Origin of the sequence: Streptomyces sp. Pv4-95, from assembly GCF_045782725.1 — a bacterium.
Classification (GTDB): domain Bacteria; phylum Actinomycetota; class Actinomycetes; order Streptomycetales; family Streptomycetaceae; genus Streptomyces.
This window is the reverse complement of record NZ_CP127172.1, coordinates 2,555,130-2,577,857: the sequence shown is the minus strand read 5'-3', so window position 1 is coordinate 2,577,857 and position 22,728 is coordinate 2,555,130. Positions and strand designations below refer to the sequence as shown.

At 71.3% G+C, this 22,728-nt stretch carries 17 protein-coding genes; 14 read left to right on the top strand and 3 right to left on the bottom strand.

Annotation, left to right across the window (positions count from 1 at the left end; all coding sequences use genetic code 11):
- Positions 1-235 precede the first annotated feature (235 nt).
- The 3 genes from serA to QOM21_RS11300 all read left to right on the top strand — a co-directional run bounded on the left by serA (position 236) and on the right by QOM21_RS11300 (position 3,894).
- Entirely contained in the window at positions 236-1,828 is a 1,593-nt protein-coding gene (gene serA / locus QOM21_RS11310) for a phosphoglycerate dehydrogenase (RefSeq protein WP_407549785.1), read from the top strand.
- Positions 1,829-2,132: 304 nt separating this feature from the next.
- Positions 2,133-3,116, top strand: coding sequence for a PRC and DUF2382 domain-containing protein (locus tag QOM21_RS11305; protein ID WP_407549784.1), 984 nt, complete (start codon positions 2,133-2,135; stop codon positions 3,114-3,116).
- A gap of 166 nt (positions 3,117-3,282) precedes the next feature.
- Entirely contained in the window at positions 3,283-3,894 is a 612-nt protein-coding gene (locus QOM21_RS11300; protein ID WP_407549783.1) for a TetR/AcrR family transcriptional regulator, read from the top strand.
- Between the two features lie 31 nt (positions 3,895-3,925).
- On the opposite strand, the gene QOM21_RS11295 is transcribed toward QOM21_RS11300, so the two are convergent.
- Positions 3,926-5,326, bottom strand: a complete 1,401-nt coding sequence (locus QOM21_RS11295) for a PucR family transcriptional regulator (RefSeq protein ID WP_407555632.1) — start codon at positions 5,324-5,326, stop codon at positions 3,926-3,928.
- Between the two features lie 326 nt (positions 5,327-5,652).
- On the opposite strand from QOM21_RS11295, the gene QOM21_RS11290 reads away from it, so the two are divergent.
- The 3 genes from QOM21_RS11290 (at position 5,653) to QOM21_RS11280 (ending at position 8,857) form a co-directional block, all read left to right on the top strand.
- On the top strand, positions 5,653-6,579 hold the full coding sequence (locus tag QOM21_RS11290; RefSeq protein WP_407549782.1) for a proline dehydrogenase family protein: 927 nt from the start codon (positions 5,653-5,655) through the stop codon (positions 6,577-6,579).
- Between the two features lie 149 nt (positions 6,580-6,728).
- Positions 6,729-8,360: an L-glutamate gamma-semialdehyde dehydrogenase gene (pruA, locus tag QOM21_RS11285; protein ID WP_407549781.1), complete on the top strand. Its 1,632-nt coding sequence runs from the start codon at positions 6,729-6,731 to the stop codon at positions 8,358-8,360.
- 365 nt (positions 8,361-8,725) lie between these two features.
- Positions 8,726-8,857: a hypothetical protein gene (locus QOM21_RS11280; RefSeq protein ID WP_099055466.1), complete on the top strand. Its 132-nt coding sequence runs from the start codon at positions 8,726-8,728 to the stop codon at positions 8,855-8,857.
- A gap of 83 nt (positions 8,858-8,940) precedes the next feature.
- Here QOM21_RS11280 and QOM21_RS11275 read toward each other — a convergent pair whose 3' ends face one another.
- Positions 8,941-10,548, bottom strand: a complete 1,608-nt coding sequence (locus QOM21_RS11275; RefSeq protein ID WP_407549780.1) for a purple acid phosphatase family protein — start codon at positions 10,546-10,548, stop codon at positions 8,941-8,943.
- Between the two features lie 129 nt (positions 10,549-10,677).
- On the opposite strand from QOM21_RS11275, the gene QOM21_RS11270 reads away from it, so the two are divergent.
- Complete coding sequence (locus tag QOM21_RS11270) at positions 10,678-11,718, top strand: 3-isopropylmalate dehydrogenase (protein WP_407549779.1); 1,041 nt, start codon at positions 10,678-10,680, stop codon at positions 11,716-11,718.
- A 361-nt stretch (positions 11,719-12,079) separates the two neighbouring features.
- Positions 12,080-13,165: a branched-chain amino acid aminotransferase gene (locus tag QOM21_RS11265; protein WP_398557268.1), complete on the top strand. Its 1,086-nt coding sequence runs from the start codon at positions 12,080-12,082 to the stop codon at positions 13,163-13,165.
- 85 nt (positions 13,166-13,250) lie between these two features.
- Here QOM21_RS11265 and QOM21_RS11260 read toward each other — a convergent pair whose 3' ends face one another.
- Positions 13,251-14,720 carry a cytosine permease gene (locus QOM21_RS11260; protein ID WP_407549778.1) on the bottom strand — a complete coding sequence of 490 codons (1,470 nt, stop codon included), beginning with the start codon at positions 14,718-14,720 and terminating at the stop codon, positions 13,251-13,253.
- Between the two features lie 228 nt (positions 14,721-14,948).
- Here QOM21_RS11260 and ureA point away from each other — a divergent pair, with 228 nt between their 5' ends.
- The 6 genes from ureA to cimA all read left to right on the top strand — a co-directional run bounded on the left by ureA (position 14,949) and on the right by cimA (position 22,716).
- A complete protein-coding gene (ureA, locus tag QOM21_RS11255; protein WP_407549777.1) occupies positions 14,949-15,659 on the top strand; it encodes an urease subunit gamma in 711 nt (236 codons plus the stop codon).
- Complete coding sequence (locus QOM21_RS11250) at positions 15,656-17,350, top strand: urease subunit alpha (protein WP_407549776.1); 1,695 nt, start codon at positions 15,656-15,658, stop codon at positions 17,348-17,350. The genes ureA and QOM21_RS11250 overlap by 4 nt, the downstream gene beginning before the upstream one ends.
- A 156-nt stretch (positions 17,351-17,506) precedes the next feature.
- Entirely contained in the window at positions 17,507-18,547 is a 1,041-nt protein-coding gene (locus tag QOM21_RS11245; RefSeq protein WP_407549775.1) for an agmatine/peptidylarginine deiminase, read from the top strand.
- A gap of 32 nt (positions 18,548-18,579) precedes the next feature.
- Positions 18,580-19,188, top strand: coding sequence for a TetR/AcrR family transcriptional regulator (locus QOM21_RS11240; protein WP_407549774.1), 609 nt, complete (start codon positions 18,580-18,582; stop codon positions 19,186-19,188).
- 157 nt (positions 19,189-19,345) lie between these two features.
- Entirely contained in the window at positions 19,346-20,689 is a 1,344-nt protein-coding gene (locus QOM21_RS11235) for an MFS transporter (RefSeq protein ID WP_407549773.1), read from the top strand.
- 386 nt (positions 20,690-21,075) lie between these two features.
- Positions 21,076-22,716, top strand: a complete 1,641-nt coding sequence (cimA, locus tag QOM21_RS11230) for a citramalate synthase (RefSeq protein WP_407549772.1) — start codon at positions 21,076-21,078, stop codon at positions 22,714-22,716.
- Positions 22,717-22,728 lie beyond the last annotated feature (12 nt).

The window sequence follows — 22,728 nt, the reverse complement described above, 5'->3', positions numbered from 1 at the left end:
GCGACGCACCTCGCGGCCCCCTCGTCCATGAGGCGCCGCCGCCTTGTCCACCGCGTCGAACACGCATGGGTGATCCTGACGCCGAGGCGCAGGACGTGCCCCGAACCGCCACTACACTCAAACCACAAGCGCGTCAGGCTCACAGCGTCGTGCGTCTTCCACGCGGCTGCCCCCTTCACCGCCTTCGGCCGTCGGGACGGCCGTCCGCGAAGGACTAGTGAGGACTGAAGACCACGTGAGCTCGAAACCTGTCGTACTGATCGCCGAAGAACTGTCGCCCGCCACCGTCGACGCTCTCGGTCCGGACTTCGAGATCCGGCACTGCAACGGCGCGGACCGCGCCGAGCTGCTGCCCGCGATCGCCGATGTCGATGCCATCCTCGTGCGCAGCGCGACGAAGGTCGACGCCGAGGCCATCGCGGCCGCCAGGAAGCTGAAGGTCGTCGCCCGTGCGGGCGTGGGCCTCGACAACGTCGACGTCTCCGCCGCCACCAAGGCCGGCGTGATGGTCGTGAACGCGCCGACCTCCAACATCGTCACCGCCGCCGAGCTCGCCTGCGGCCTGCTGGTCGCCACCGCCCGCAACATCCCGCAGGCCAACACCGCCCTGAAGAACGGCGAGTGGAAGCGCAGCAAGTACACCGGCGTCGAGCTCAGCGAGAAGACCCTCGGCGTCGTCGGCCTCGGCCGGATCGGCGTCCTGGTCGCGCAGCGGATGTCGGCCTTCGGCATGAAGGTCGTCGCCTACGACCCCTACGTCCAGCCGGCCCGCGCCGCGCAGATGGGCGTCAAGCTCCTCACCCTCGACGAGCTGCTCGAGGTCGCGGACTTCATCACCGTCCACCTCCCCAAGACCCCCGAGACGGTCGGTCTGATCGGCGACGAGGCCCTCCACAAGGTCAAGCCGTCGGTCCGTATCGTCAACGCCGCGCGCGGCGGGATCGTGGACGAGGCGGCGCTCGCCACCGCCCTGAAGGAGGGCCGGGTCGCCGGCGCCGGCCTGGACGTCTACGCGTCCGAGCCCTGCACCGACTCGCCGCTCTTCGAGTTCGACCAGGTCGTCGCCACCCCGCACCTCGGCGCGTCGACGGGCGAGGCTCAGGAGAAGGCCGGTATCTCGGTCGCCAGGTCGGTGCGCCTCGCGCTCGCCGGCGAACTGGTGCCGGACGCGGTCAACGTCCAGGGCGGCGTGATCGCCGAGGACGTCAAGCCGGGTCTGCCGCTGGCCGAGCGCCTCGGCCGGATCTTCACCGCGCTGGCCGGCGAGGTCGCGCTGCGGCTCGACGTCGAGGTCTACGGCGAGATCACCCAGCACGACGTCAAGGTGCTGGAGCTGTCCGCGCTCAAGGGCGTGTTCGAGGACGTCGTCGACGAGACCGTGTCGTACGTCAACGCCCCGCTGTTCGCGCAGGAGCGCGGCGTCGAGGTGCGGCTGACGACCAGCAGCGAGTCGCCCGAGCACCGCAATGTGGTGACCGTGCGCGGCACCCTCGCGGGTGGCGACGAGATCTCGATCTCCGGCACGCTCTCCGGCCACAAGAACACCCAGAAGATCGTCGCGGTCGGTGAGCACTCCATCGACCTGGCGCTCGCCGACCACATGGCGTTCCTGCGCTACAGCGACCGTCCGGGTGTCGTGGGCACCGTCGGCCGGATCCTGGGCGAGGCCGGTATCAACATCGGCAACATGCAGGTCTCCCGTGCCGATGTCGGCGGCGAGGCGCTGGTCGCGCTGACCATCGACGACACGATCCCGGCGAGCGTGCTCGCCGAGATCGCGGAGGAGATCGGTGCGACCTCCGTGCGCGCGGTGAACCTCGGCAGCTGATCCGCCGGATTTTCGCAGCTCGACGGGCCCGGGCCCCGCTTCGGCGGAGTCCGGGCCCGTTCGCGTGCCGGGGTGTACTCCGGTCCGGTGAATATCTCTCCGTCCGCCCGCTACGGATGACAGGAGCAAACCATTCACTCGAATGGCGTATCGGGTGTCGAAGGTGCGGGGCCCGCCAACACCGTCCAGGGGCCGCCGGGGCCCGCCGGGCACCGCACGTCCCGACTCGCTGAGGGGGTCTTCGCGTCGCGCAATGGGAACTGCGCGTGCCCCCGCCGGCGCGTGCGGAAGGAGACGAGACGCCATGAATGCACCCCTGGGTGACACCCCTCAGGACCTGACCGGTCTGCATGTGGTCGACGAGGAGGGCGCCAAGGTCGGCACGGTCCAGCAGGTCTACCGCGACGACGCCACCAACGCCCCCGAGTGGATCACGGTGCGTACCGGGCTCTTCGGGATGAAGGAGACCTTCGTGCCGCTCGCCGGGGCGCGGCGGACGGAGGGCGAACTGCGCGTGCCGCATACCAAGGACCGGATCAAGGAAGCGCCGCGGATCGACGCCGAGGGCCATCTCGATCCCTCCGAGGAGGCCGAGCTGTATCGCCACTACGGGCTGACCAGGCCGGGCGCCGGGCCCGCGGGCGGAGACACCTCGCGTTCCGACACCATGTCCACGGGCCCCGGGGCCGGGATGAGCGCCGGAGCGAAGGGCACCGCCATGGGGGAGAGGCCGCAGGGGCGCCCCATGGAGGGCGAGCGCAACAAGCTGGTGACCGAGCCGCCGGCGCGCACGGACCGCCCGATGGCCGGGGCGGGCGCCGGTTCGATGGCGACGTCGCGCGGGCGCGACGAGGGGGACGCCATGAGCAAGGAGCAGAGGGAAGAGATCGTGCTCTCCGAGGAGCAGATGCAGATCGGCACCGAGGAGCACGAGAGCGGCCGGGCACATCTGCGCAAGCACGTGGTCACCGAGGAGGTGCACCGGACGGTCCCGGTGTCCCACGAGGAAGTGCGCATGGTCCGCGAGCGCATCACCGACGAGGAGCGCAAGGCGGGAAGCACCCCGTCGAAGCTCGGCGACGGTGAGGTCGAGGTCGTCCTGCACGAGGAACAGGCCGTGGTCAGCAAGCGGACGGTGCCGGTCGAGCGCGTCCACCTGGAGACCGAGCGGGTGACCGAGCAGCAGGACGTCAACACCGAAGTCCGCAAGGAGGAGCTGGAGTTCGACGACGGCATGAAGCACCCCAAGGGTGGCAAGAAGGGGCCTGGGCCGGACCGGCTCCGGTGACTTTCCGGAGGCGTCTCGACCGGGGGAGCGGCGGAGGCCGGGGCTGCATTCCCGGCCTCCGCCGGCAACTCTGCCGGTGAGGCATCCGGGACCGCTCACCGCACCTGTACGTACGTCTAATACAACCGTCTGGTACGGGCGTATGCCGTCCCGGTAGGCTGCCCGTATGGGACACCGCGAAGATCTTCTGGAGGGCGCCAAGCGGTGCCTGGTGGAGAAGGGGTACGCCCGCACCACCGCCCGCGACATCGTGGCCGCCTCCGGCGCCAACCTCGCCTCCATCGGCTATCACTACGGCTCCAAGGACGCCCTGATGCGCAAGGCGCTCATCGCGTCCGTCGAGGAGTGGGGCGCCGGAGTGGCCGAAGCCTCCACGCTCGACGCCGTGGCGGCCCCGGACGCCGAGCCCCTGGAGCGGTTCGCCGCGGTCTGGGACCAGATCCTCCGGCACATCGCCACCGAAAGGGAGTTCATCGCCTCGCAGGTCGAGGTGCTGGGACTGCTGCCGCGCGACGAGGGGCTGCGCGCGGCGATCGGGGAGGCCCGGCCGGAGGGCGGCGAGGGGCTCGTCGCGGTCTTCGAAGGGGTGCCGGACACCGAGGTCGACGCGGAGGCCGCCCAGGTCGTCGGCTCCTTCTACCAGGCGCTGCTCACCGGCCTGATGGTGCAGTCGCTGCTCACGCCGGACGCGATGCCCACCGGCCGCGACCTGGCCGACGCGCTGCGCCGGATCACCGCCGGCCAGGTGCTTGGCAGGCCCCGGCCGGCAGGGGAGTAGCCGCGGAGAGGCCCCGTCCGGGCCGACGCCCTTACAGGCGCGCCGACTTGAGCGCCATGTGCAGCAGCAGACGGTCCTCGCCCTCGGCGAGATCGAGGCCGGTGAGCTTCTCCACCCGGCCCAGGCGGTAGTAGAGGGTCTGGCGGTGGATGCCCAGCAGCTGCGCCGTCCGCCCGGCCTGGCCCGCGCAGTCGAGGAACGCCTCGGCGGTCCGGGCGAGTTCGGTGTGGGCCGGGGCGAGCAGCGGCCTGACGGCCGGGTCGGCCGTCGCGTCCGGCAAGGCGGTCAGCAGCCGGTACGCGCCGAGGGTGTCCCACTGCGCGACGGCACCGAGGCGCGGCTCGGCGCGGGCCGCGCGGGCCGCGTCGAGGGCTTCCCGCCAGGCTGCGGGCAGATCGGTCAACTCCTGGGTGGCGGTGCCGATTCCGGCCGCGCCCGACCCGGCGGCCGCCGCGCCGTTACGCGCGGTGTCCCGCTTCGTCCGGCCGTCCGCGTTGCCCGGCCGGCCCGCGGCTGCCGGAGCCGCGCTTGCCCGGGGCGAACGCAGCAGATGCTCCGCCACCGTGTGCGCGGGGGTGAGGGAGTTGGGAGAGCGCAGCCGTACCAGTGCGGCCAGTGCCGGCGCGGGCGCCGCCGGAGGGGTGCGGCCGGCCGCGACGCCGCCGGTGGCGCCGTCGGACCCGGTGCCGCGCCCTTCGGGGCGGCCGTCCGCGGCAGCGGCGGCGGAAGAGGCCGCGCCCCCGGCGTCGGGGAGTCCGGCGCCCGCGGGCAGCGCGCAGGCCGCGAGGAGTCCTGGCAGGCTCGGCAGGGGCGCCGCGTCGGTGTCCGTGGTGTCCCACGGCAGCACGGCGACCAGTGTGAGCGGGACGCCGGGCGTGAACCGCAGGCTGTCCCGGAGGGCATCGTCCAGGGAGGCGGCCGCGGACGCCCGGCCGCCCGGCGCGGAGTACAGCAACTCCCGCAGCAGGTCGCCCAGTTCGGAACCGGCACGGGCCTCGTCCGCCAGCAGGGCGCCGATCCGGGCGGCGGTCTCCATGGCCTGGGCGATCCGGGGGTCGGGCGGCGCGCCCTCGCCGCCGAGCGCGAGGTCGGTGAGGTGTCCGTCGTCCAGCAGCCAGACGTAGCCGTGCACGATGCCGCGATGCCGCACCGGCAGACAGATCCGGCCCTTGAAGACGCCCGCCGCCGGGTCGGGCGGGATGCGCAGGGCGGTTTTGGCGCGGGCGATACCGAACGCCTCGAACCAGGCACGGACCGCCGCCGACGACCGCCGCTGGAGGATCGACCGGGTGCGTACCGGGTCCATCACCTCGTCGTCGTCGCCCTCGTGTGCGCCGAACGCGATCAGCCCGAAGTCCCGGTCCTCCAGCGTCGCCGGGGCGCTGAGCGCCGACGAGATCTCGTCCACGAGCTGCTGGTAGTCGCCGCGCATCCGCCGCCAGGCCCCTCTTTCCGTCGCCTCAGTCGTGACCGCCACCACTGGTACCACCGATCGCACCGGCACATCGGCGGCGCTCTCGTCCCTCCTACCCCTCTCGTTCGTCTTGCCTGTCCCGTCCCATAGGCCACAGGAGAGGCACTGCGCCCCTTCCCGCTCCCATTCTCATACATCTGTCTGAGATCCCGACCACGAAGGCGTGACAGCTGTCGATGGCAGGAAGATGGCGAGATCCTTAAGTTTCAGGTGGCTCATCTTGCCGTTGCCCGCCAGCCCGGCGCCCGCCCGGCATCCGTCATCCTGAATCGTGGAGGTGCCCCATGCTGGGTCCCGTGCTTCTCGCCGCAGCGCGCAGCGACAGCATCCGCCGCATCGTCGCGGCCGCTCCGGTCACCCGCCCTGTGGTGAACCGTTTCGTCGCAGGCGAGCTTCTGGACGAGTCCATGGCGGCCGTCCGGACCCTTGCCGCGCGCGGCATGGAGGTCACTCTCGACCACCTCGGCGAGGACATCACGGACCCCGTGGAGGCGCTGCGCAACCGCGACGCCTACCTGCACCTGACCGAGGCGCTCACGAAGCAGGGCCTCGGCGAGCGGGCCGAGATGTCCGTCAAGCTCTCCGCTTTCGGCCAGGCCCTGCCCGGTGGACACGAGCTGGCGCTCAAGAACGTCACTCCGGTGGTCGAAGCCGCCGCCGAGGCCGGTACGACGGTGACCCTCGACATGGAGGACCACACCACCGTCGACTCCACGCTCGCGATCCTCGCCGAGCTGCGCGAGCGCTTCCCCCGGACGGGTGCGGTGCTGCAGTCCTACCTCTTCCGTACCGAGGACGACTGCCACGCCCTCGCCGGGGAAGGCTCCCGGGTGAGGCTGGTCAAGGGCGCGTACAAGGAGCCCGCGACCGTCGCCTTCCAGGACAAGCGGGAGGTCGACAAGGCGTACGTGCGCTGCCTGAAGATCCTGATGGCCGGGCAGGGCTATCCCATGATCGGGTCGCACGACCCGCGGATGGTCGCCATCGCCCAGGAGCTCGCGCACCGCAACGGACGCAAGCCGGCCGACTTCGAATACCAGATGCTCTACGGCATCCGGGAGGCCGAGCAGACCCGGCTGGTCGCCGAGGGGCACCGCATGCGGGTGTATGTCCCCTATGGCACGGACTGGTACGGATACTTCATGCGGCGGCTCGCGGAGCGCCCGGCGAACATGGCGTTCTTCCTGCGATCGCTCGCGACCCGCGGCTGATCCCCCCGCGGCGGCGGGCAGGGGTGGATGCTGGAAGCCCGGGGCCAGCCCCGGACAGCAGAGCCCGCAGCCGCCCACCCACGCGGCCACGGCCGCAGCTTTACCGACGTACGAAACCGACGAGCGAAATCGAAGGAGACACGGCCGCTATGGACGCTGTGACCCAGGTCCCCGTGCCGGTTAACGAGCCGGTCAACACCTACGCCCCCGGCACCCCGGAGCGTTCCCGCCTGGAGGCCAAGCTCAAGGAGCTGGCCGGAAACCCGATCGACCTGCCGATGACCATCGGTGGCGAGCGGCGGCTGGGCGGTGGCGAGCGCTTCGACGTCGTGCAGCCCCACAACCACGCGGCGAAGCTCGGCACGTACGCCAACGCCACGGTCAAGGACGCCCAGGACGCCGTCGACGCGGCCCTGGCCGCCGCCCCGGCCTGGCGCGACATGGCCTTCGACGACCGCGCCGCGATCATCCTCAAGGCTGCCGACCTGCTCTCCGGCCCCTGGCGCGAGACGCTGGCCGCGGCCACCATGCTGGGCCAGTCCAAGACCGCCCAGCAGGCCGAGATCGACACGCCGTGCGAGCTCATCGACTTCTGGCGCTTCAACGTGCACTTCGCACGTCAGATCCTGGCCGAGCAGCCGCCGGCGAACTCCCCCGGCGTGTGGAACCGCTCGGACCACCGCCCCCTTGAGGGCTTCGTCTACGCGATCACGCCGTTCAACTTCACCGCCATCGCCGGCAACCTCCCGACCGCGCCCGCCCTGATGGGCAACGTCGTCGTCTGGAAGCCGTCCCCGACGCAGACGCTCGCCGCCGTGCTGCTGATGCAGGTGCTGGAGGAGGCCGGACTGCCCAAGGGCGTCATCAACCTCGTCACCGGCGACGGCAAGGACGTCTCCGAGGTGGCCCTGAACCACCCCGACCTGGCGGGCATCCACTTCACGGGTTCGACCAAGACCTTCCAGTACCTCTGGAAGACGGTCGGCAACAACATCGAGAAGTACAAGACCTACCCGCGCCTCGTCGGCGAGACCGGCGGCAAGGACTTCATCGTCGGCCACCCCTCGGCGGACCGCGCCGTGCTGAAGACCGCCATGACCCGTGGCGCCTTCGAGTTCCAGGGCCAGAAGTGCTCCGCGGCCTCCCGCGCGTACGTCCCGGCCTCCCTGTGGAACGCCGGCCTCAAGGAAGAGTTCGCGGCCGAGGTCGACTCCCTGACCATGGGTGACGTCTCCGACCTGACGAACTTCATGTCCGCCGTCATCGACGAGCGTTCCTTCGCCAAGAACAAGGCGGCGATCGACCGCGCCAAGGCCGACCCGACCGTCGAGGTCATCGCCGGCGGCACGTACGACGACAGCGAGGGCTACTTCGTCCGCCCGACGGTCCTGGTCTCCACCGACCCGGAGAACGAGATCTTCAAGGACGAGTACTTCGGCCCGATCCTCGGTGTGTATGTCTACGAGGACGCCGAGTACGACGCGATGCTGGAGCAGATGGAGTCCGCTTCCGCCTACGGCCTGACCGGCTGCGTCATCGCCCAGGACCGTGCCGCTGCCGCCGCGACCTGCGAGAAGCTGCGCTTCGCGGCCGGCAACTTCTACATCAACGACAAGCCCACCGGTGCTGTCGTCGGCCAGCAGCCCTTCGGTGGCGGCCGCGCGTCCGGCACCAACGACAAGGCCGGCGCCAAGCAGAACCTGATGCGCTGGACGTCCACCCGCTCCATCAAGGAGACGCTGGTGCCCCCGACGGACTACCGCTACCCGCACATGGGCTGACGCCCGTCCGCGGCGTCGCACGCCGCAGCACCGCACGGACCGCCCCGGGCCTCTCCAGGCCCGGGGCGGTCCGTCGTGTGTGGCCCCGGTCCGGGCCGGCGGGCCCGCCGCGCCCCTCGAAGGAGGCTGTTCGCGGGGTGTCCGTCTCAGATAGTAGGAAGCCCAAGTAATTGTGCAGACATCACGGCCGAGCTGTCCTAGCTTTGTAGGAGCCGAACGTATCGCTCCATCGAGCGACGGCGGATGCGGCCCGGTGCGCGAGCGCAGGTGATCCCTGCCGCGCCGAGGCCCACGCCCCTGACGGCCGCTTCTGGATCGACGCATCCCACCTTTCTCGGGGCTCTTTGGCATTGGAGACGTGAATCATGGCCGAGACTGCTGTCCGCAGGACCCGTCACTCCGCCCGTACGACCAACGAGGCCGACCGCAGGAACGCGGCAGCCGCCCTCCAGCGGGCGCTCGACCGCCGCGACAACGGCGGCTCCACCGGGCACTGATTCCGCTCGCACACCGGCTCGTCAGCACGTCGGCCCGCCGCCCCTCTGCGGCGGCGGGCCGCCCTACCGCCCTGTTGCCCGGCTCACCGCCCGCGCGAGCGGGTCACCTCGAAGTGATCGACGCGCTCGCCGGATTCGGCCAGGGCGGTGACCTTCATCCGGGGGTGGCGCCCCGGCTCGACGGCGACGGCGATGAACGAGAACCCGGTGTAGCGCACCCGCGACCAGGACACGCTGTCCTTCGCCTTCGTCCGGTCCTTGGTCCAGTGATAGGTCTCGACCTCGTCGAGGTGGTGCTCGTGCCCCTCGTAGCTGTCCGGCACGGGGAAGTCGTACAGCGCCTTGCCCGCGCCGCCCGCGGTGACGTAGACGATGCCCTCGCGGGCCGCGTCGACGCTCCCGCCCGGCGGCACCTTCCTGGCCACCCGGCCGCTCCTGAGGGCGTCCGTCCGCTCGTAGACGTGATTGTGGCCGTTGACGACCAGATCGACGCGGTGCTTGTCGAAGAGCGGCAGCCAGGCGTCCCGCACCCCGCCGTCCGAGGCGTGCGAGCTGGTGGTGGAGAACGCGCAGTGGTGGAAGAAGACCACGACGAAGTCGATGCCGTCGGCGGCCCGCAGCTCCCCGAGCCGGCGGTCCAGCCAGCGGGTCTGCGCACCGTCGGTGTAGCCCTGGTTGGCGGGGATCTCGTACGACACGTCGTTGGCGTCCAGCGCGACGACCGCGACATTGCCGTAGGTGAAGGAGTAGACGCCGGGGGCGTTGCGGGCGTCCGGGCCGTTGCCCGGCAGCGTCCAGCGGGCGTTCTGGCCGCCGTAGCCGTGCGGGGAGTACCAGGCCTCCATGTCGTGGTTGCCGGTCGTCACCATCCACGGCACGGACTTGGCCACCGACTCGGTCTGGGCCAGGAACTGGTCCCACACCCGTGCGTCATAGGTGTCGTGCTCCGTGCCCTGGCCGTCGGAGTCCGCGTAGCAGATGTCGCCCGCGTGGAGGTGGAACGCCGGGTTCTGACCCAGGATCAACTGGTCGTTGGCGAGGGCGTCGTAGCTCACGCCCTGGTCACCGAAGGCGGTGAAGACGAACGGCTCGGCGCGCGCCGGGGCGGTCCTGAAGGTGCCGACGGTCGAGAAGTGCCGCGGGTCGGCCGGGTCGAACCCGTCGTGCCCGACGCCGTAGTAGTACGTGGTGCCGGGCCGCAGGCCGTCCAGCGCCGCATGCAGGTAGAACTGCTGCACCGCCGGCAGCTTCGCGGAGAGCGACGGGGTGTGCAGATCACGCACCTCGGCCTCGATCCTGTGCCCCAGGTCCCACGGCTTCAGGCCCACCCGCAGATACGGCCGGCGTACCGCGAGCGGCACCTGCCAGCTCACCCGCATCTGGCTGCGGGGCTCGGCGCCGAAGGCCAGATGCCGCCCGAACGGCGCGACCATCGACCCGTCCACCGCCGTGGCGGCCGGCGACGGCAGGAGAGTCGGGGAGCCGGCCTGCGCGGAACCCGACAGCAGGCCCGAGCCCGCGATGACGCCCGCGGTGGCGGCCGAGGTCCGCAGCAGCCCCCGCCGGGTCAGCTTCGTGCGGAGGTACTCGTGCTGTTCGGGCATGCTCATCCGGGCCGCGAGCCGCTCCGGAATACCGACGCGAGGGGTGTGCGAGGGCAGGGGGCCGGCCCCCCGGGAAGTACCAGTCATGCCCCCGAATGTCCCAGCGCCACCCTGCGGGAGCGGGGCGCCGGAGTGAACGCAGGTTGACCGCTTCCCCATGTGTCCGTATGACGGACGTTACGTGTCAATCAATGGGACGGAGAGTAGGGTCCAGACATGTCTCGCAGCATTCGCCTCGCAGTGATCCCCGGTGACGGTATCGGCCAGGAAGTCGTGGCCCAGGGCCTGAAGGTCCTGACCGCGGTCCTCCCGCAGGACGTCAAGCTGGAAACCAAGGAGTACGACCTTGGTGCCAAGCGATGGCACGCGACCGGCGACACGCTCCCGGACGAGGAACTGGCGTCCCTCAAGAACCACGACGCGATCCTGCTCGGCGCGATCGGCGACCCCTCCGTACCCTCCGGTGTGCTGGAGCGCGGTCTGCTGCTCAAGCTCCGCTTCGCGTTCGACCACTTCGTCAACCTGCGCCCCTCGAAGCTCTTCCCGAACACCACCACGCCGCTCGCCGGCCGCCCCGACATCGACTTCGTCGTGGTCCGCGAGGGCACCGAGGGCCCGTACACCGGCAACGGCGGCAGCCTGCGCACCGGCACCCCCGCCGAGGTCGCCACCGAGGTCAGCCTCAACACCGCCTACGGCGTCGAGCGCGTGGTCCGGGACGCCTACGAGCGGGCCAACAACCGCCCCCGCAAGAAGCTGACGCTGGTCCACAAGAACAACGTCCTGGTCTACGCCGGACACATGTGGAAGAACATCTTCGACAAGGTCGGCCAGGAGTACCCCGAGGTCACCACCGATTACCTGCACGTCGACGCGGCGACGATCTTCTTCGTCACCCAGCCCGAGCGGTTCGACGTGATCGTCACGGACAACCTCTTCGGCGACATCCTCACCGACCTCGCCGCGGCCGTCACCGGCGGCATCGGCCTCGCCGCCTCCGGGAACATCAACCCGACCGGCGAGTTCCCCTCGATGTTCGAGCCGGTGCACGGCTCCGCGCCGGACATCGCGGGCACCGGCAAGGCCGACCCGACGGCGACGATCCTCTCGGTCTCGCTGCTGCTGCGCCACCTCGGCTTCGACGCCGAGGCCGCCCGCATCGAGGAGGCCGTCGCGGCCGACCTGGAGGCCCGGGACGGCGCGGCCCGCACCACCGACGAGATCGGCGACGTGCTCGCCGCACGCGTAGCGGGCTGATCCCGCAGCGCAACGATCCGCATCACGCACGGCGCCGGGACCACGGGTCCCGGCGCCGTCGTGCTGTCCCGGCCTGGGCTACCGCCCGGTTGGGTGCGACCATCGGACCCGGACCGCGCACACGTTTTCCCCCCGCGGAGCCCCACGAGCGATAATCGGACGTGGGGCCGCTGTCCGCGAGGAAACTCGGACGTCCCAGTAACCATGCGGGTACGTCCTGTGCACGTCGTGAGCGCGGCCCTCACAACCGCACCGGTACCGCACGACCCAGGGGGTGCCCCCTGGACCCCTCAGCCCCCCGGCCGGAGGGCCGGCCCGGTGACCCGCGGTATTCGGAACACGCAGTGAAGGACACGCATTCATGACGACGCCCACGATCGAGCTCAAGCCCTCCTCGCACCCGCTGTCCGACGCGGAGCGGGAGCGGATCCTGGCCGGCCCCGGCTTCGGCCGCTACTTCACCGACCACATGGTGACGATCAAGTGGACCGAGGGCCGCGGCTGGCACGACGCCGAGCTCGTGCCCTACGCGCCGCTGTCCATCGACCCGGCGAACATGACGCTGCACTACGCGCAGACGATCTTCGAGGGCCTGAAGGCGTACCGCCAGCCCGACGGCACCGTCGCCACCTTCCGGCCGGACGCCAACGCCCGCCGCTTCCAGTCCTCCGCGCGCCGCCTCGGCATGCCCGAGCTGCCCGTCGACACCTTCATCGCCGCCTGCGACGCGCTGGTCACGCAGGACAAGGCGTGGGTGCCGGCCGCCGGCGAGGAGTCGCTCTACCTGCGTCCCTTCATGTTCGCCACCGAGGTGGGGCTCGGCGTCAAGCCGGCCAACGAGTACCTCTTCATCGTCATCGCCTCCCCGGCGGGTGCCTACTTCCCCGGCGGCGTGAAGCCGGTCTCGGTGTGGCTCTCGGAGGAGTACGTCCGGGCCACCCCGGGCGGCACCGGCGCGGCCAAGACCGGCGGCAACTACGCCGCTTCCCTGGTCGCCCAGGCCCAGGCCGCCGAGCACGGCTGCGACCAGGTGGTGTGGCTGGACGCGATCGAGCGCCGCTGGATCGAGGAGATGGGGGGCATGAACCTGTACTTCGTGTTCGGCAACCGCATCATCACTCCCGAGCTGACCGGCTCGCTGCTGCCCGGCATCACCCGTGACTCGCTGCTGAGCATCGCCGCCGACCTGGGGTACGAGGTCGCCGAGGGCCGGATCTCCGTCGGCGACTGGAAGGCGGCGGCCGAGGACGGCGCGCTCACCGAGGTCTTCGCGTGCGGTACCGCCGCGGTCATCACGCCGGTGGGCTCGGTGAAGTCCACCCGCGCCTCCTGGACGATCGCGGACGGGGAGCCGGGCGAGGTCACCATGAAGCTCCGCAAGGCGCTGCTGGACATCCAGACCGGCGCCGGCGCCGACACCCACGGGTGGATGCACCCGCTCGGCTGAGCCCGCACGCACGAGGGCCGCCCGGCGCAGGATGACCTGCCGGGCGGCCCTTTCGCGTGCGGTGCGCGATCGCCGGGTGCCTCGCCTAGCCCGCCGGGGCCACGGCGGCGTCCGGCTCGCTGTCCGGCTCGTCCTCCGCAGTCCGTGCCTCTGCCGTGGCCTCCGCCGCCGGCGCGAGGTGCTCCCGCCTCGAAAGCAGCAGGCACAGGGTGCCGGCGACGCCCGCGGACAGCAGGAAACTGAAGTCGATCCCGCCGGTCCAGGCGACCAGCGGCCCGGTGTAGAGCGGGGTGTCCACCGCGGCGACACCGATCAGGGAGCCCGCGGCCCAGGCGGCCGTGGCGCGCGGGTTCCAGCCCGCGCGGAACCAGTAACGCCCGCCGCGCGTACGGCGGTTGAAGACCTGCAGCGCGTCCGGGTCGTACTCGCCCCGGCAGCGCAGGAAGCCGATGACGGTGATCACCGCCCACGGTGTGCCGACCGCCGTCAGCAGCAGCACGAAGGACGTCATGGCGTCCTGCGCGGCCCATGCGAAGTGGCCGAGGAAGACGAAGACCGTGGCCAGGGCGGCGACGACGTACGTGGCCTGGGTGCGGCTGGCGCGCGGCAGGATCGCGTCCAGGTCCAGGCCCATGGAGTACAGCATCAGCCCGGCGTTGCCGACGGAACCGGCGGAGGCGGCCAGGAACAGCGGGGCGAGGAACCAGAACGGCGCCCCGGCGACGAGTGGACCCGCGTAGTCCTCGCCCGCGCCCACCGCGAGGGCGGTGAACGTACCGAAGAGCTGGGGCACCAGCAGGCCGGCGATCAGGCCCAGACAGGTCGACCAGAAGACCTTGCGCGAGCTGTGCCGGCGGGGCGAGATGTAGCGGGTGTAGTCGCCGAGCAGCGTGATGAAGGCGATCGGGCCGCTGAGTCCGGCCGAGACCACGGCCAGCAGCCAGGTCGGCCAGAAGCCGCCGAGCAGGTACTCCGGGGCCGCCGGTGCGGCGGTGGTGAAGTCCGGGGCGTAGGCGATCAGGCCGATGGCGAGCAGCGCGCTCATCCCGACGGCCAGGACGCGGCTCAGCCGCAGCAGCAGCCGGTAGCCGTAGACCGCGCCCAGCGCCGTGCAGGCGGCGAGCACGGCGTAGACGGCCGCGTAGGTGAAGCCGCTGCTGGGCAGGCCGAGGAGCCGGGAGAGGGTGCCGACCACCGCGTCGCCGCCGACCCACAGGGTCAGGGCCGTGTAGCCGAGCGAGAGGAGCAGTCCGATCACCGAGCCGATCAGCCGGCCGCGGACACCGAAGTGGGCTCCACTGCTGGTGGAGAGGTTGGTGCCGGTGCGCAGCGACACCAGCGCGAGGGGCGCGGTCAGCACGGTGCCGAGGACGGTGCCCAGGACGAGTGAGCTCACCGACGGCCAGAAACCCAGGCCGAAGGAGACCGGGAGCCAGCCGAAGATCACTACGCCGAGGGCGAGGTTCGAGCCGAGCAGGATGGAGACGAGGTCGCGGGGTCCGCTGGTGCGTTCCTCGTCCGGAATGGTGTCGACTCCGCGTTGTTCGATCGGCATGAGGGCTCCCCTGAGAGGCCGGACAACAGGTGGGTGAGCGGTGCTCGGGGCGCGTCTCGAAGCGCCCGTTTCTCTGTGTGGTGTGTGTGAGGCTCCGGGCCTGCGCTCTGAGCGCGGCATAAATTAGAGCAGCGCTCAATGTGACTCATCACCACGCCCGAGGTCAATGCTTTCGGCTTGACCGATCACGGGTTAGAGTGTTGCTCTAATCGAGCTGGAGGTGACGGAATGCGGCTGACCCCGACGGAACGCGACCGGCTGCTGCTGTTCAACGCGGCCGAGCTGGCGCGGACGCGCAGGGCCCGCGGACTGAAGCTGAACGTGCCCGAGGCGACCGCGCTCATCGCGGACACAGTCTGCGAGGCGGCGCGGGACGGGCGCCGCCTCGCTCAGGCCATCGAGGCGGCACGCGGCGTGCTCGGCCCGGACGACGTGCTGCCGGGAGTGGCCGATGTGGTCACCGAGGTGCATGTCGAGGCCGTCTTCGACGACGGCTCCCGCCTCGCGGTGGTCAGCGACCCGATCCACGGCGGCGCCCCGGTGCCCGCCGACGTGCGGGCGGAGACGGCCGTGCCCGGCGCGGTGCTGCCGGGACCGGCCGACCCCGAGCCGGAGCCGGCCCTCCGGCTGACCGTGCGCAACACCGCGACCGTGCCGGTCAGCGTCACCTCCCACTTCCACTTCTTCGAGGCCAACCCCCGGCTGGACTTCGACCGCGGTGCCGCCTACGGCATGCGGCTGTGCGTACCGGCCGGCTCGTCGGTGCGGTTCGACCCGGGCGGCGCCGAGGAGGTCGGCCTGGTGCCGATCGGCGGCGAGCGGATCGCGATCGGCTTCGCCGGTCTCGTCGACGGCCCGCTGGACGCGCCGGGCGCGAAGACGGAAGCGCTGCGGCGGGCTGCCGCCTGCGGCTACCTGGGAGCGGAGGAGCAGACATGACCGGCAGCATCGATCCCCACGAGTACGCGTCGGTGCACGGCCCGCGGGCCGGCGACCGCGTCGTTCTCGGCGACTCCGGACTCGTCGTACGCGTCGAGTCCGACGCCCAGAAGCACGGCGACGAATTCCTCGCCGGATTCGGCAAGACCGCTCGCGACGGACTGCACCTCAAGGCCACCTCGCTCCGCGAGACCTGCGATGTCGTCATCAGCAACGTGCTGGTCATCGACGCCGTCCAGGGCATCCGCAAGGTGTCCATCGGCATCCGCGAGGGACGTATCCACGCCATAGGGCGGGCGGGCAACCCCGACACCCTCGACGGCGTCGACGTCGTCGTCGGCACCGGTACCTCGATCGTCTCCGGCGAAGGCATGATCGCCACCGCGGGCGCCGTCGACACCCACGTCCACCTGCTGTCGCCGCGCGTCATGGAGGCCTCGCTCGCCTCCGGCGTGACCACCATCATCGGCCAGGAATTCGGGCCGGTCTGGGGCGTCGGCGTCAACTCCCCCTGGGCGCTCGGCCATGCCTTCAGCGCCTTCGACGCCTGGCCGGTCAACATCGGCTTCCTCGGCCGCGGCTCCTCCTCCGGCGAGGCCCCGCTGGTCGAGGCGCTCGCCGAGGGCGGCGCCTGCGGCTTCAAGGTCCACGAGGACATGGGCGCCCACACCCGCGCGCTGGACACCGCACTGCGCGTCGCCGAGGAACACGACGTCCAGGTCGCCCTGCACAGCGACGGCCTCAACGAATGCCTCTCCGTCGAGGACACCCTGCGCGTCCTGGACGGCCGGACCATCCACGCCTTCCACATCGAGGGCTGCGGCGGCGGACACGTCCCCAACGTCCTGAAGATGGCCGGCGTCCCCAACGTCATCGGCTCCTCCACCAACCCCACCCTCCCCTTCGGGCGGGACGCGGTCGCCGAGCACTACGGCATGATCGTCTCGGTCCACGACCTGAAGACCGACCTGCCGGGCGACGCCGCGATGGCGCGGGACCGCATCCGGGCCGGGACGATGGGCGCCGAGGACGTGCTGCACGACCTCGGGGCGATCGGCATCACCTCCTCCGACGCCCAGGGCATGGGCCGCGCGGGCGAGACGGTACGCCGTACCTTCGCGATGGCGGGGAAGATGAAGGCCGAACTCGGCCCCATGCAGGGCGACGGCGCCCACGACGACAACGCGCGCGTGCTGCGCTACGTCGCCAAGCTGACCATCAACCCCGCCATCGCCCACGGCCTTTCGCACGAGATCGGGTCGATCGAGGTCGGCAAGATGGCCGACATCGTGCTCTGGAAGCCGCAGTTCTTCGGCGCCAAGCCGCAGCTGGTGCTCAAGTCCGGCTTCCCGGCCTACGGCGTCACCGGCGACCCGAACGCCGCCACCGACACCTGCGAACCCCTGGTGCTCGGCCCGCAGTTCGGCGCGCACGGCGCCACCCCCGCCGAGATCTCGGTCGCCTTCGTCGCCCGCGCCGCGGCCGAGGGCGGCAACGACGGCATGCCCACCCGCCGCCGACGCGTCGCCGTCCGCGGCACCCGCGGCATCGGCCCCGGCGACCTCGTCCACAACTCCCGTGTCGGACAGGTGCAGGTCGACGGGCGCAGCGGACTCGTCACGCTCGACGGCGACCCGATGCGCTCGGAACCGGCGGACACCGTCTCGCTCTCCCGCTTGTACTTCCTGTAGGCAAGGCACCGCCGGCGCGCCCCGCAGGCCGGCGGCCCCCGCACCCCCGGCTTACCCACCGGGGGTGCGCCCGGCGCGACCGCTGCCCGGCGGCCTCGGGCCCATCACCCGGCTACTCCCACACCAACCGTCACCGCGACCCGTGAGGATCCCCGCATGAACACCCCTGCCGCCGACGGCTTCCGCATGCCCCCGGAGTGGGCCCGGCACGAGCGCACCTGGATGGCCTGGCCCGGCCCCAACTTCACCTTCGGCGAAGAGGGCGGCGAGACGCTGGCCAAGGCACGCCGGGCCTGGGCCGCGGTGGCCCGCGCCGTACGCCGCTTCGAGCCGGTCACCGTCGTCGCGGGACCCGGCCAGACCGAGGGCGCCCGCGCCCTGCTCGGCCCGGACATCGAGCTCGTCGAGCGGCCGCTCAACGACGCCTGGATGCGCGACATCGGCCCCACCTTCCTCACCGACGGCAACGGCCGGCTCGCCGCCACCGACTGGGTGTTCAACGGCTGGGGCGCCCAGGAATGGGCCAGCTGGGAGCACGACGCGAAGATAGGCGAGCAGGTCGCCGCCCTCGCCGGCGCCCGCCGCTACGCCACCCCGCTCGTCAACGAGGGCGGCGGCATCCACGTCGACGGCGAGGGCACCGTGCTGCTCACCGAGACCGTCCAGCTCGACCCGGGCCGCAACCCCGACCGCACCGCCGAGGAGGTCGAGGCCGAGATCCACGCCCACCTCGGCACCACCAAGGCGATCTGGCTGCCGCGGGGCCTGGCCGCCGACTACGGCCGGTTCGGCACCCGCGGCCATGTCGACATCGTCGCGGCGTTCGCCCGCCCCGGCGTCGTCCTCGTCCACACCCAGCCCGACCCCGACCACCCCGACCACGCGATCTGCGCCGAGATCGCCAAGCTGCTGCGCTCCGCCACGGACGCCCGCGGCCGGCAGCTGGAGGTCGTCGAGGTCCCCGCGCCCACGGTCATCGAGGAGGACGGCGAACTCGTCGACTACTCCTACATCAACCACCTGCTCTGCAACGACGGGGTGGTGCTCTGCGGCTTCGACGACCCGCGCGACGAGCACGCCGCCGGGATCTTCCGCCGGCTCTTCCCCGACCGCACCGTGACACTTGTGGACGCCCGTACGATCTTCGCAGCGGGTGGCGGTATCCACTGCATCACCCAGCAGCAGCCCAAGGTCTGACCCAACAGGCCCCGCCGACCCCGGAGGTCACCGTGTCCGGTCCCGTGCGCCGTCCCCGGCGGCGGCTCACCCAGCCCCGCGAACAGGTCCTCGCCGCGGCGATGACCACCATCGCCGCGGAGGGCCTGGACCGGCTGACCATGGCGGGGCTGGGCCGCGAGGTCGGCATGAGCAGCGGCCACATCCTGTACTACTTCGGCACGAAGGACGAGCTGCTCCTCCAGACCCTGCAGTGGAGCGAGGAGCAGCTCGGCGCCGAGCGCAGGACGGCCCTCTCCCGCCGCGTCCCGGCCCGCGTACGCCTCGACGCCCTCGTCGACCTCTACCTCCCCGAAGGCCATCGCGACCCGCGCTGGACCCTGTGGCTGGAGGTCTGGAACCGCTCGCAGAACGCCGACGAAGAGACCCGTGAACGCCAACTCGAACTGGAGTTGGCCTGGCACCGCGACCTGGTGGCCCTGCTCGTCGAGGGCGTCTCGAAGGGCGAGTTCCGCTCCGTCAACGCAGAACGCTTCGCCACCCGCACCCGCGCCCTGCTCGACGGCTTCGGATCCCAGCTCGTCGTCGGCCTGCCGGGCACGGACCGCGAGGAAGTACGCGAGCACGTACGGGAGTTCCTGGACGAGTCGCTGACGGTGTGAGGGCGGGCGGCATCCCGTTCGGCCGTGCCGCCGCCGTCGGCCCGCGGCGCGGTGCCGCGCCCGCGCGCCGCCCGTGACCGCAACGTACGCAAGTAATCGCGATCGTTGCCCGAGTGCCTCTTGCCGTGCGACCCGGGGTCGGAGACCGTGAGCGGCTATGGGACGAGAGCAATGGAAAAAGATCTGGGTCGGCTCGGCCGGCAACATGGTCGAGTGGTTCGACTGGTTTGTTTACGCCAGCTTTGCGGTGTATTTCGCGGATTCCTTCTTCCCGGAGGGGAATGACACCGCGAACCTCATGAACACCATGGGGATCTTCGCGGTGGGCTTCTTCATGCGGCCGGTGGGCGGCTGGGTGCTCGGCCGGGTGGGGGACCGCAAGGGCCGCAAGGCGGCGCTCACGCTGACCGTCACGCTGATGTCCGCCTCGGCGATCCTGATCGCCATCGCGCCGACGTACGCGGTCGCCGGCTACGGCGGCGTGGCGGTCCTGCTGGTCGCCCGGATGCTGCAAGGGCTCTCCGTCGGCGGCGAGTACGCGGCCAGCGCGACGTACCTCACCGAGGCGTCCGCGCCTGGTCAGCGGGGCTTCGCCTCCAGCTTCCAGTACGTGTCCATGACCGCGGGGCAGCTGCTCGGACTCGGTCTGCAGATCGCGCTCCAGCGCACCCTGTCCGAGGACGCGCTGCACAGCTGGGCCTGGCGTATCCCGTTCATCGTCGGCGCACTGGGCGCCGGCATCGTCTTCTACCTCCGCCGCAACATGCTGGAGACCGAGGTCTACGCCGAGGACGACACCGCAAGGACCGACCCGGACCGCGGCACGATCAAGGCACTGCTGGCCCACAAGCGCGAGGCGTTCCTGGTCATCGCGCTGACCATGGGCGGCACGGTCGCGTACTACACGTACACGACCTACCTCACCAAGTACCTCTCCAACAGTGCCGGTATGGAGAAGCCGACCGCTTCGCTGGTCAGCTTCTGCGCGCTGTTCGTCTTCATGTGCCTCCAGCCGCTGGCGGGCAAGCTCTCCGACCGGATCGGCCGCCGACCGCTGCTGATCACCTTCGCGGTCGGCTCGACGTTCCTGACCGTGCCGATCATGACGCTGCTGCAGCACGCCGGCAGCTTCTGGCCCGCCCTGGGCCTGTCGCTGCTGGCCCTGGTCATCGTCACCGGCTACACCTCGATCAACGCCTGTGTGAAGGCCGAGCTGTTCCCGACCGGCATCCGCGCGCTGGGCGTCGCCCTGCCGTACGCCATCGCCAACGCCCTGTTCGGCGGCACCGCGGAGTACGTCGCCCTGTGGTTCAAGGAGGGGGGCATCGAGTCCGGCTACTACTGGTACGTCGCCGGCTGCGCCGCCGTCTCGCTGATCGTCTACGTCACGATGCGCGAGACCCGCACCATCGACCTGCACCGGGTCGGCAAGGACGAGGCCGCCGGAACGGGCGCGCAGGCGGCGGCCGGTCCCGGCTCGGCGAGCGAGGCCAAGGTCTGAACGACCGCCGTGTCCGGAGCCGACGAGCCGCCGGCTCCGGACACGGCGGGCCCGTGGCGGCCCCTTCGGGAAGCCGCCGCCGGACCGCGCCGCCCGCATCGTGAGACCGGTTACCCCCACGGCGCACCCCCGTGCCAGACTGCCCCCGTGCTCTCGTTCGCCATGATTATTGGCAGCAGGCGCGCCGGTCCGCAGTGACCGCCCCGTACGAACCGAGTACGGCGCGGCCATCGTCGTCCCAGACCCGCGCGCAGACCTCTCGCACCCGCGAGAGGTTTTTTCGTTTCCGGCCCACCCGTCACCGGAGGCGGAGCGCGAGGGATCATGGAGGGACGGTGGAGCCGGTCATTCCGGTAGACCGAGATCCCGACAGGAGCCAGACCAGCATGACGGACGCACACGAACCCTCCCCGTCCCCGAGCCCCCGGTCCGACGGCCCGGTGTCCGACGCCTTCCATGTCTTCGACACGACGCTGCGCGACGGCGCCCAGCGTGAGGGCATCAACCTCACCGTCGCCGACAAGCTGACCATCGCCCGGCACCTGGACGACTTCGGCGTGGGGTTCATCGAGGGCGGCTGGCCCGGCGCCAACCCCCGGGACACCGAGTTCTTCCAGCGCGCCCGCGAGGAGATCGACTTCCGCCACGCAGAGCTGGTCGCCTTCGGCGCCACCCGCAAGGCCGGCGTACGCGTCGAGGACGACCCGCAGGTCGCAGGGCTCCTGGAATCCCAGGCCCCGGTCATCACGCTCGTCGCCAAGTCCCACGTCGGGCACGTCGAGCTCGCCCTGCGCACCACGCCGGAGGAGAACCTGGCGATGGTGCGGGACACCGTCGCGTATCTGCGGTCCCAGGGCCGCCGGGTCTTCCTGGACTGCGAGCACTTCTTCGACGGCTACGCGCTGGACCCGGCCTACGCCAAGCAGGTCGTGCGGACCGCCAGTGAGGCGGGCGCCGATGTCGTGGTGCTCTGCGACACCAACGGCGGGATGCTTCCCGCGCAGGTCACGGCCGTGGTGCGGACCGTCCTCGCGGACACCGGGGCGCGTCTGGGCATCCACGCCCAGGACGACACCGGCTGCGCCGTGGCGAACACCCTGGCCGCCGTCGACGCCGGTGCCACGCACGTCCAGTGCACCGCCAACGGCTACGGCGAGCGGGTGGGCAACTCCAACCTCTTCCCGGTCGTCGCGGCGCTGGAGCTGAAGTACGGCCGCCGGGTCCTGCCCGAGGGCAAGCTGCCCGAGACCACCCGGATCTCGCACGCCATCGCCGAGGTCGTCAACCTCACCCCCTCCACCCACCAGCCCTACGTCGGCGTCTCCGCCTTCGCCCACAAGGCCGGGCTGCACGCCTCCGCGATCAAGGTCGACCCGGACCTGTACCAGCACATCGACCCCGCGCTGGTCGGCAACTCCATGCGGATGCTGGTCTCCGACATGGCCGGCCGGGCCTCGATCGAGCTGAAGGGCAAGGAGCTCGGCATCGACCTGAGCGGCGACCGCGAGCTGGTCGGCCGCGTCGTCGAGCGGGTCAAGGAGCGCGAGCTGGCGGGCTACACCTACGAGGCCGCCGACGCGTCCTTCGAACTGCTGCTGCGGGCGGAGGTCGACGGACGGCGGCCCAGCTACTTCCGGGTGGAGTCCTGGCGGGCGATCGTCGAGGACCGCCCGGACGGCACGCACGCCAACGAGGCGACCGTGAAGCTGTGGGCGAAGGGCGAGCGGATCGTCACCACCGCCGAGGGCAACGGACCGGTCAACGCGCTGGACCGGGCGCTGCGGGTCGGCCTGGAGCGGATCTACCCGCAGCTGGCCCACATGGAGCTGGTGGACTACAAGGTCCGCATCCTGGAGGGCACCCAGGGCACCGGTTCGATCACCCGCGTCCTGGTCTCCACCAGCGACGGCCGGGCCGAGTGGTCCACGGTCGGTGTCGCGGAGAACGTCATCGCCGCCTCCTGGCAGGCGCTGGACGACGCGTACGCGTACGGCCTGCTGCGGGCCGGCGTCGAGCCGCAGGAGTAACGCACCGCAGGG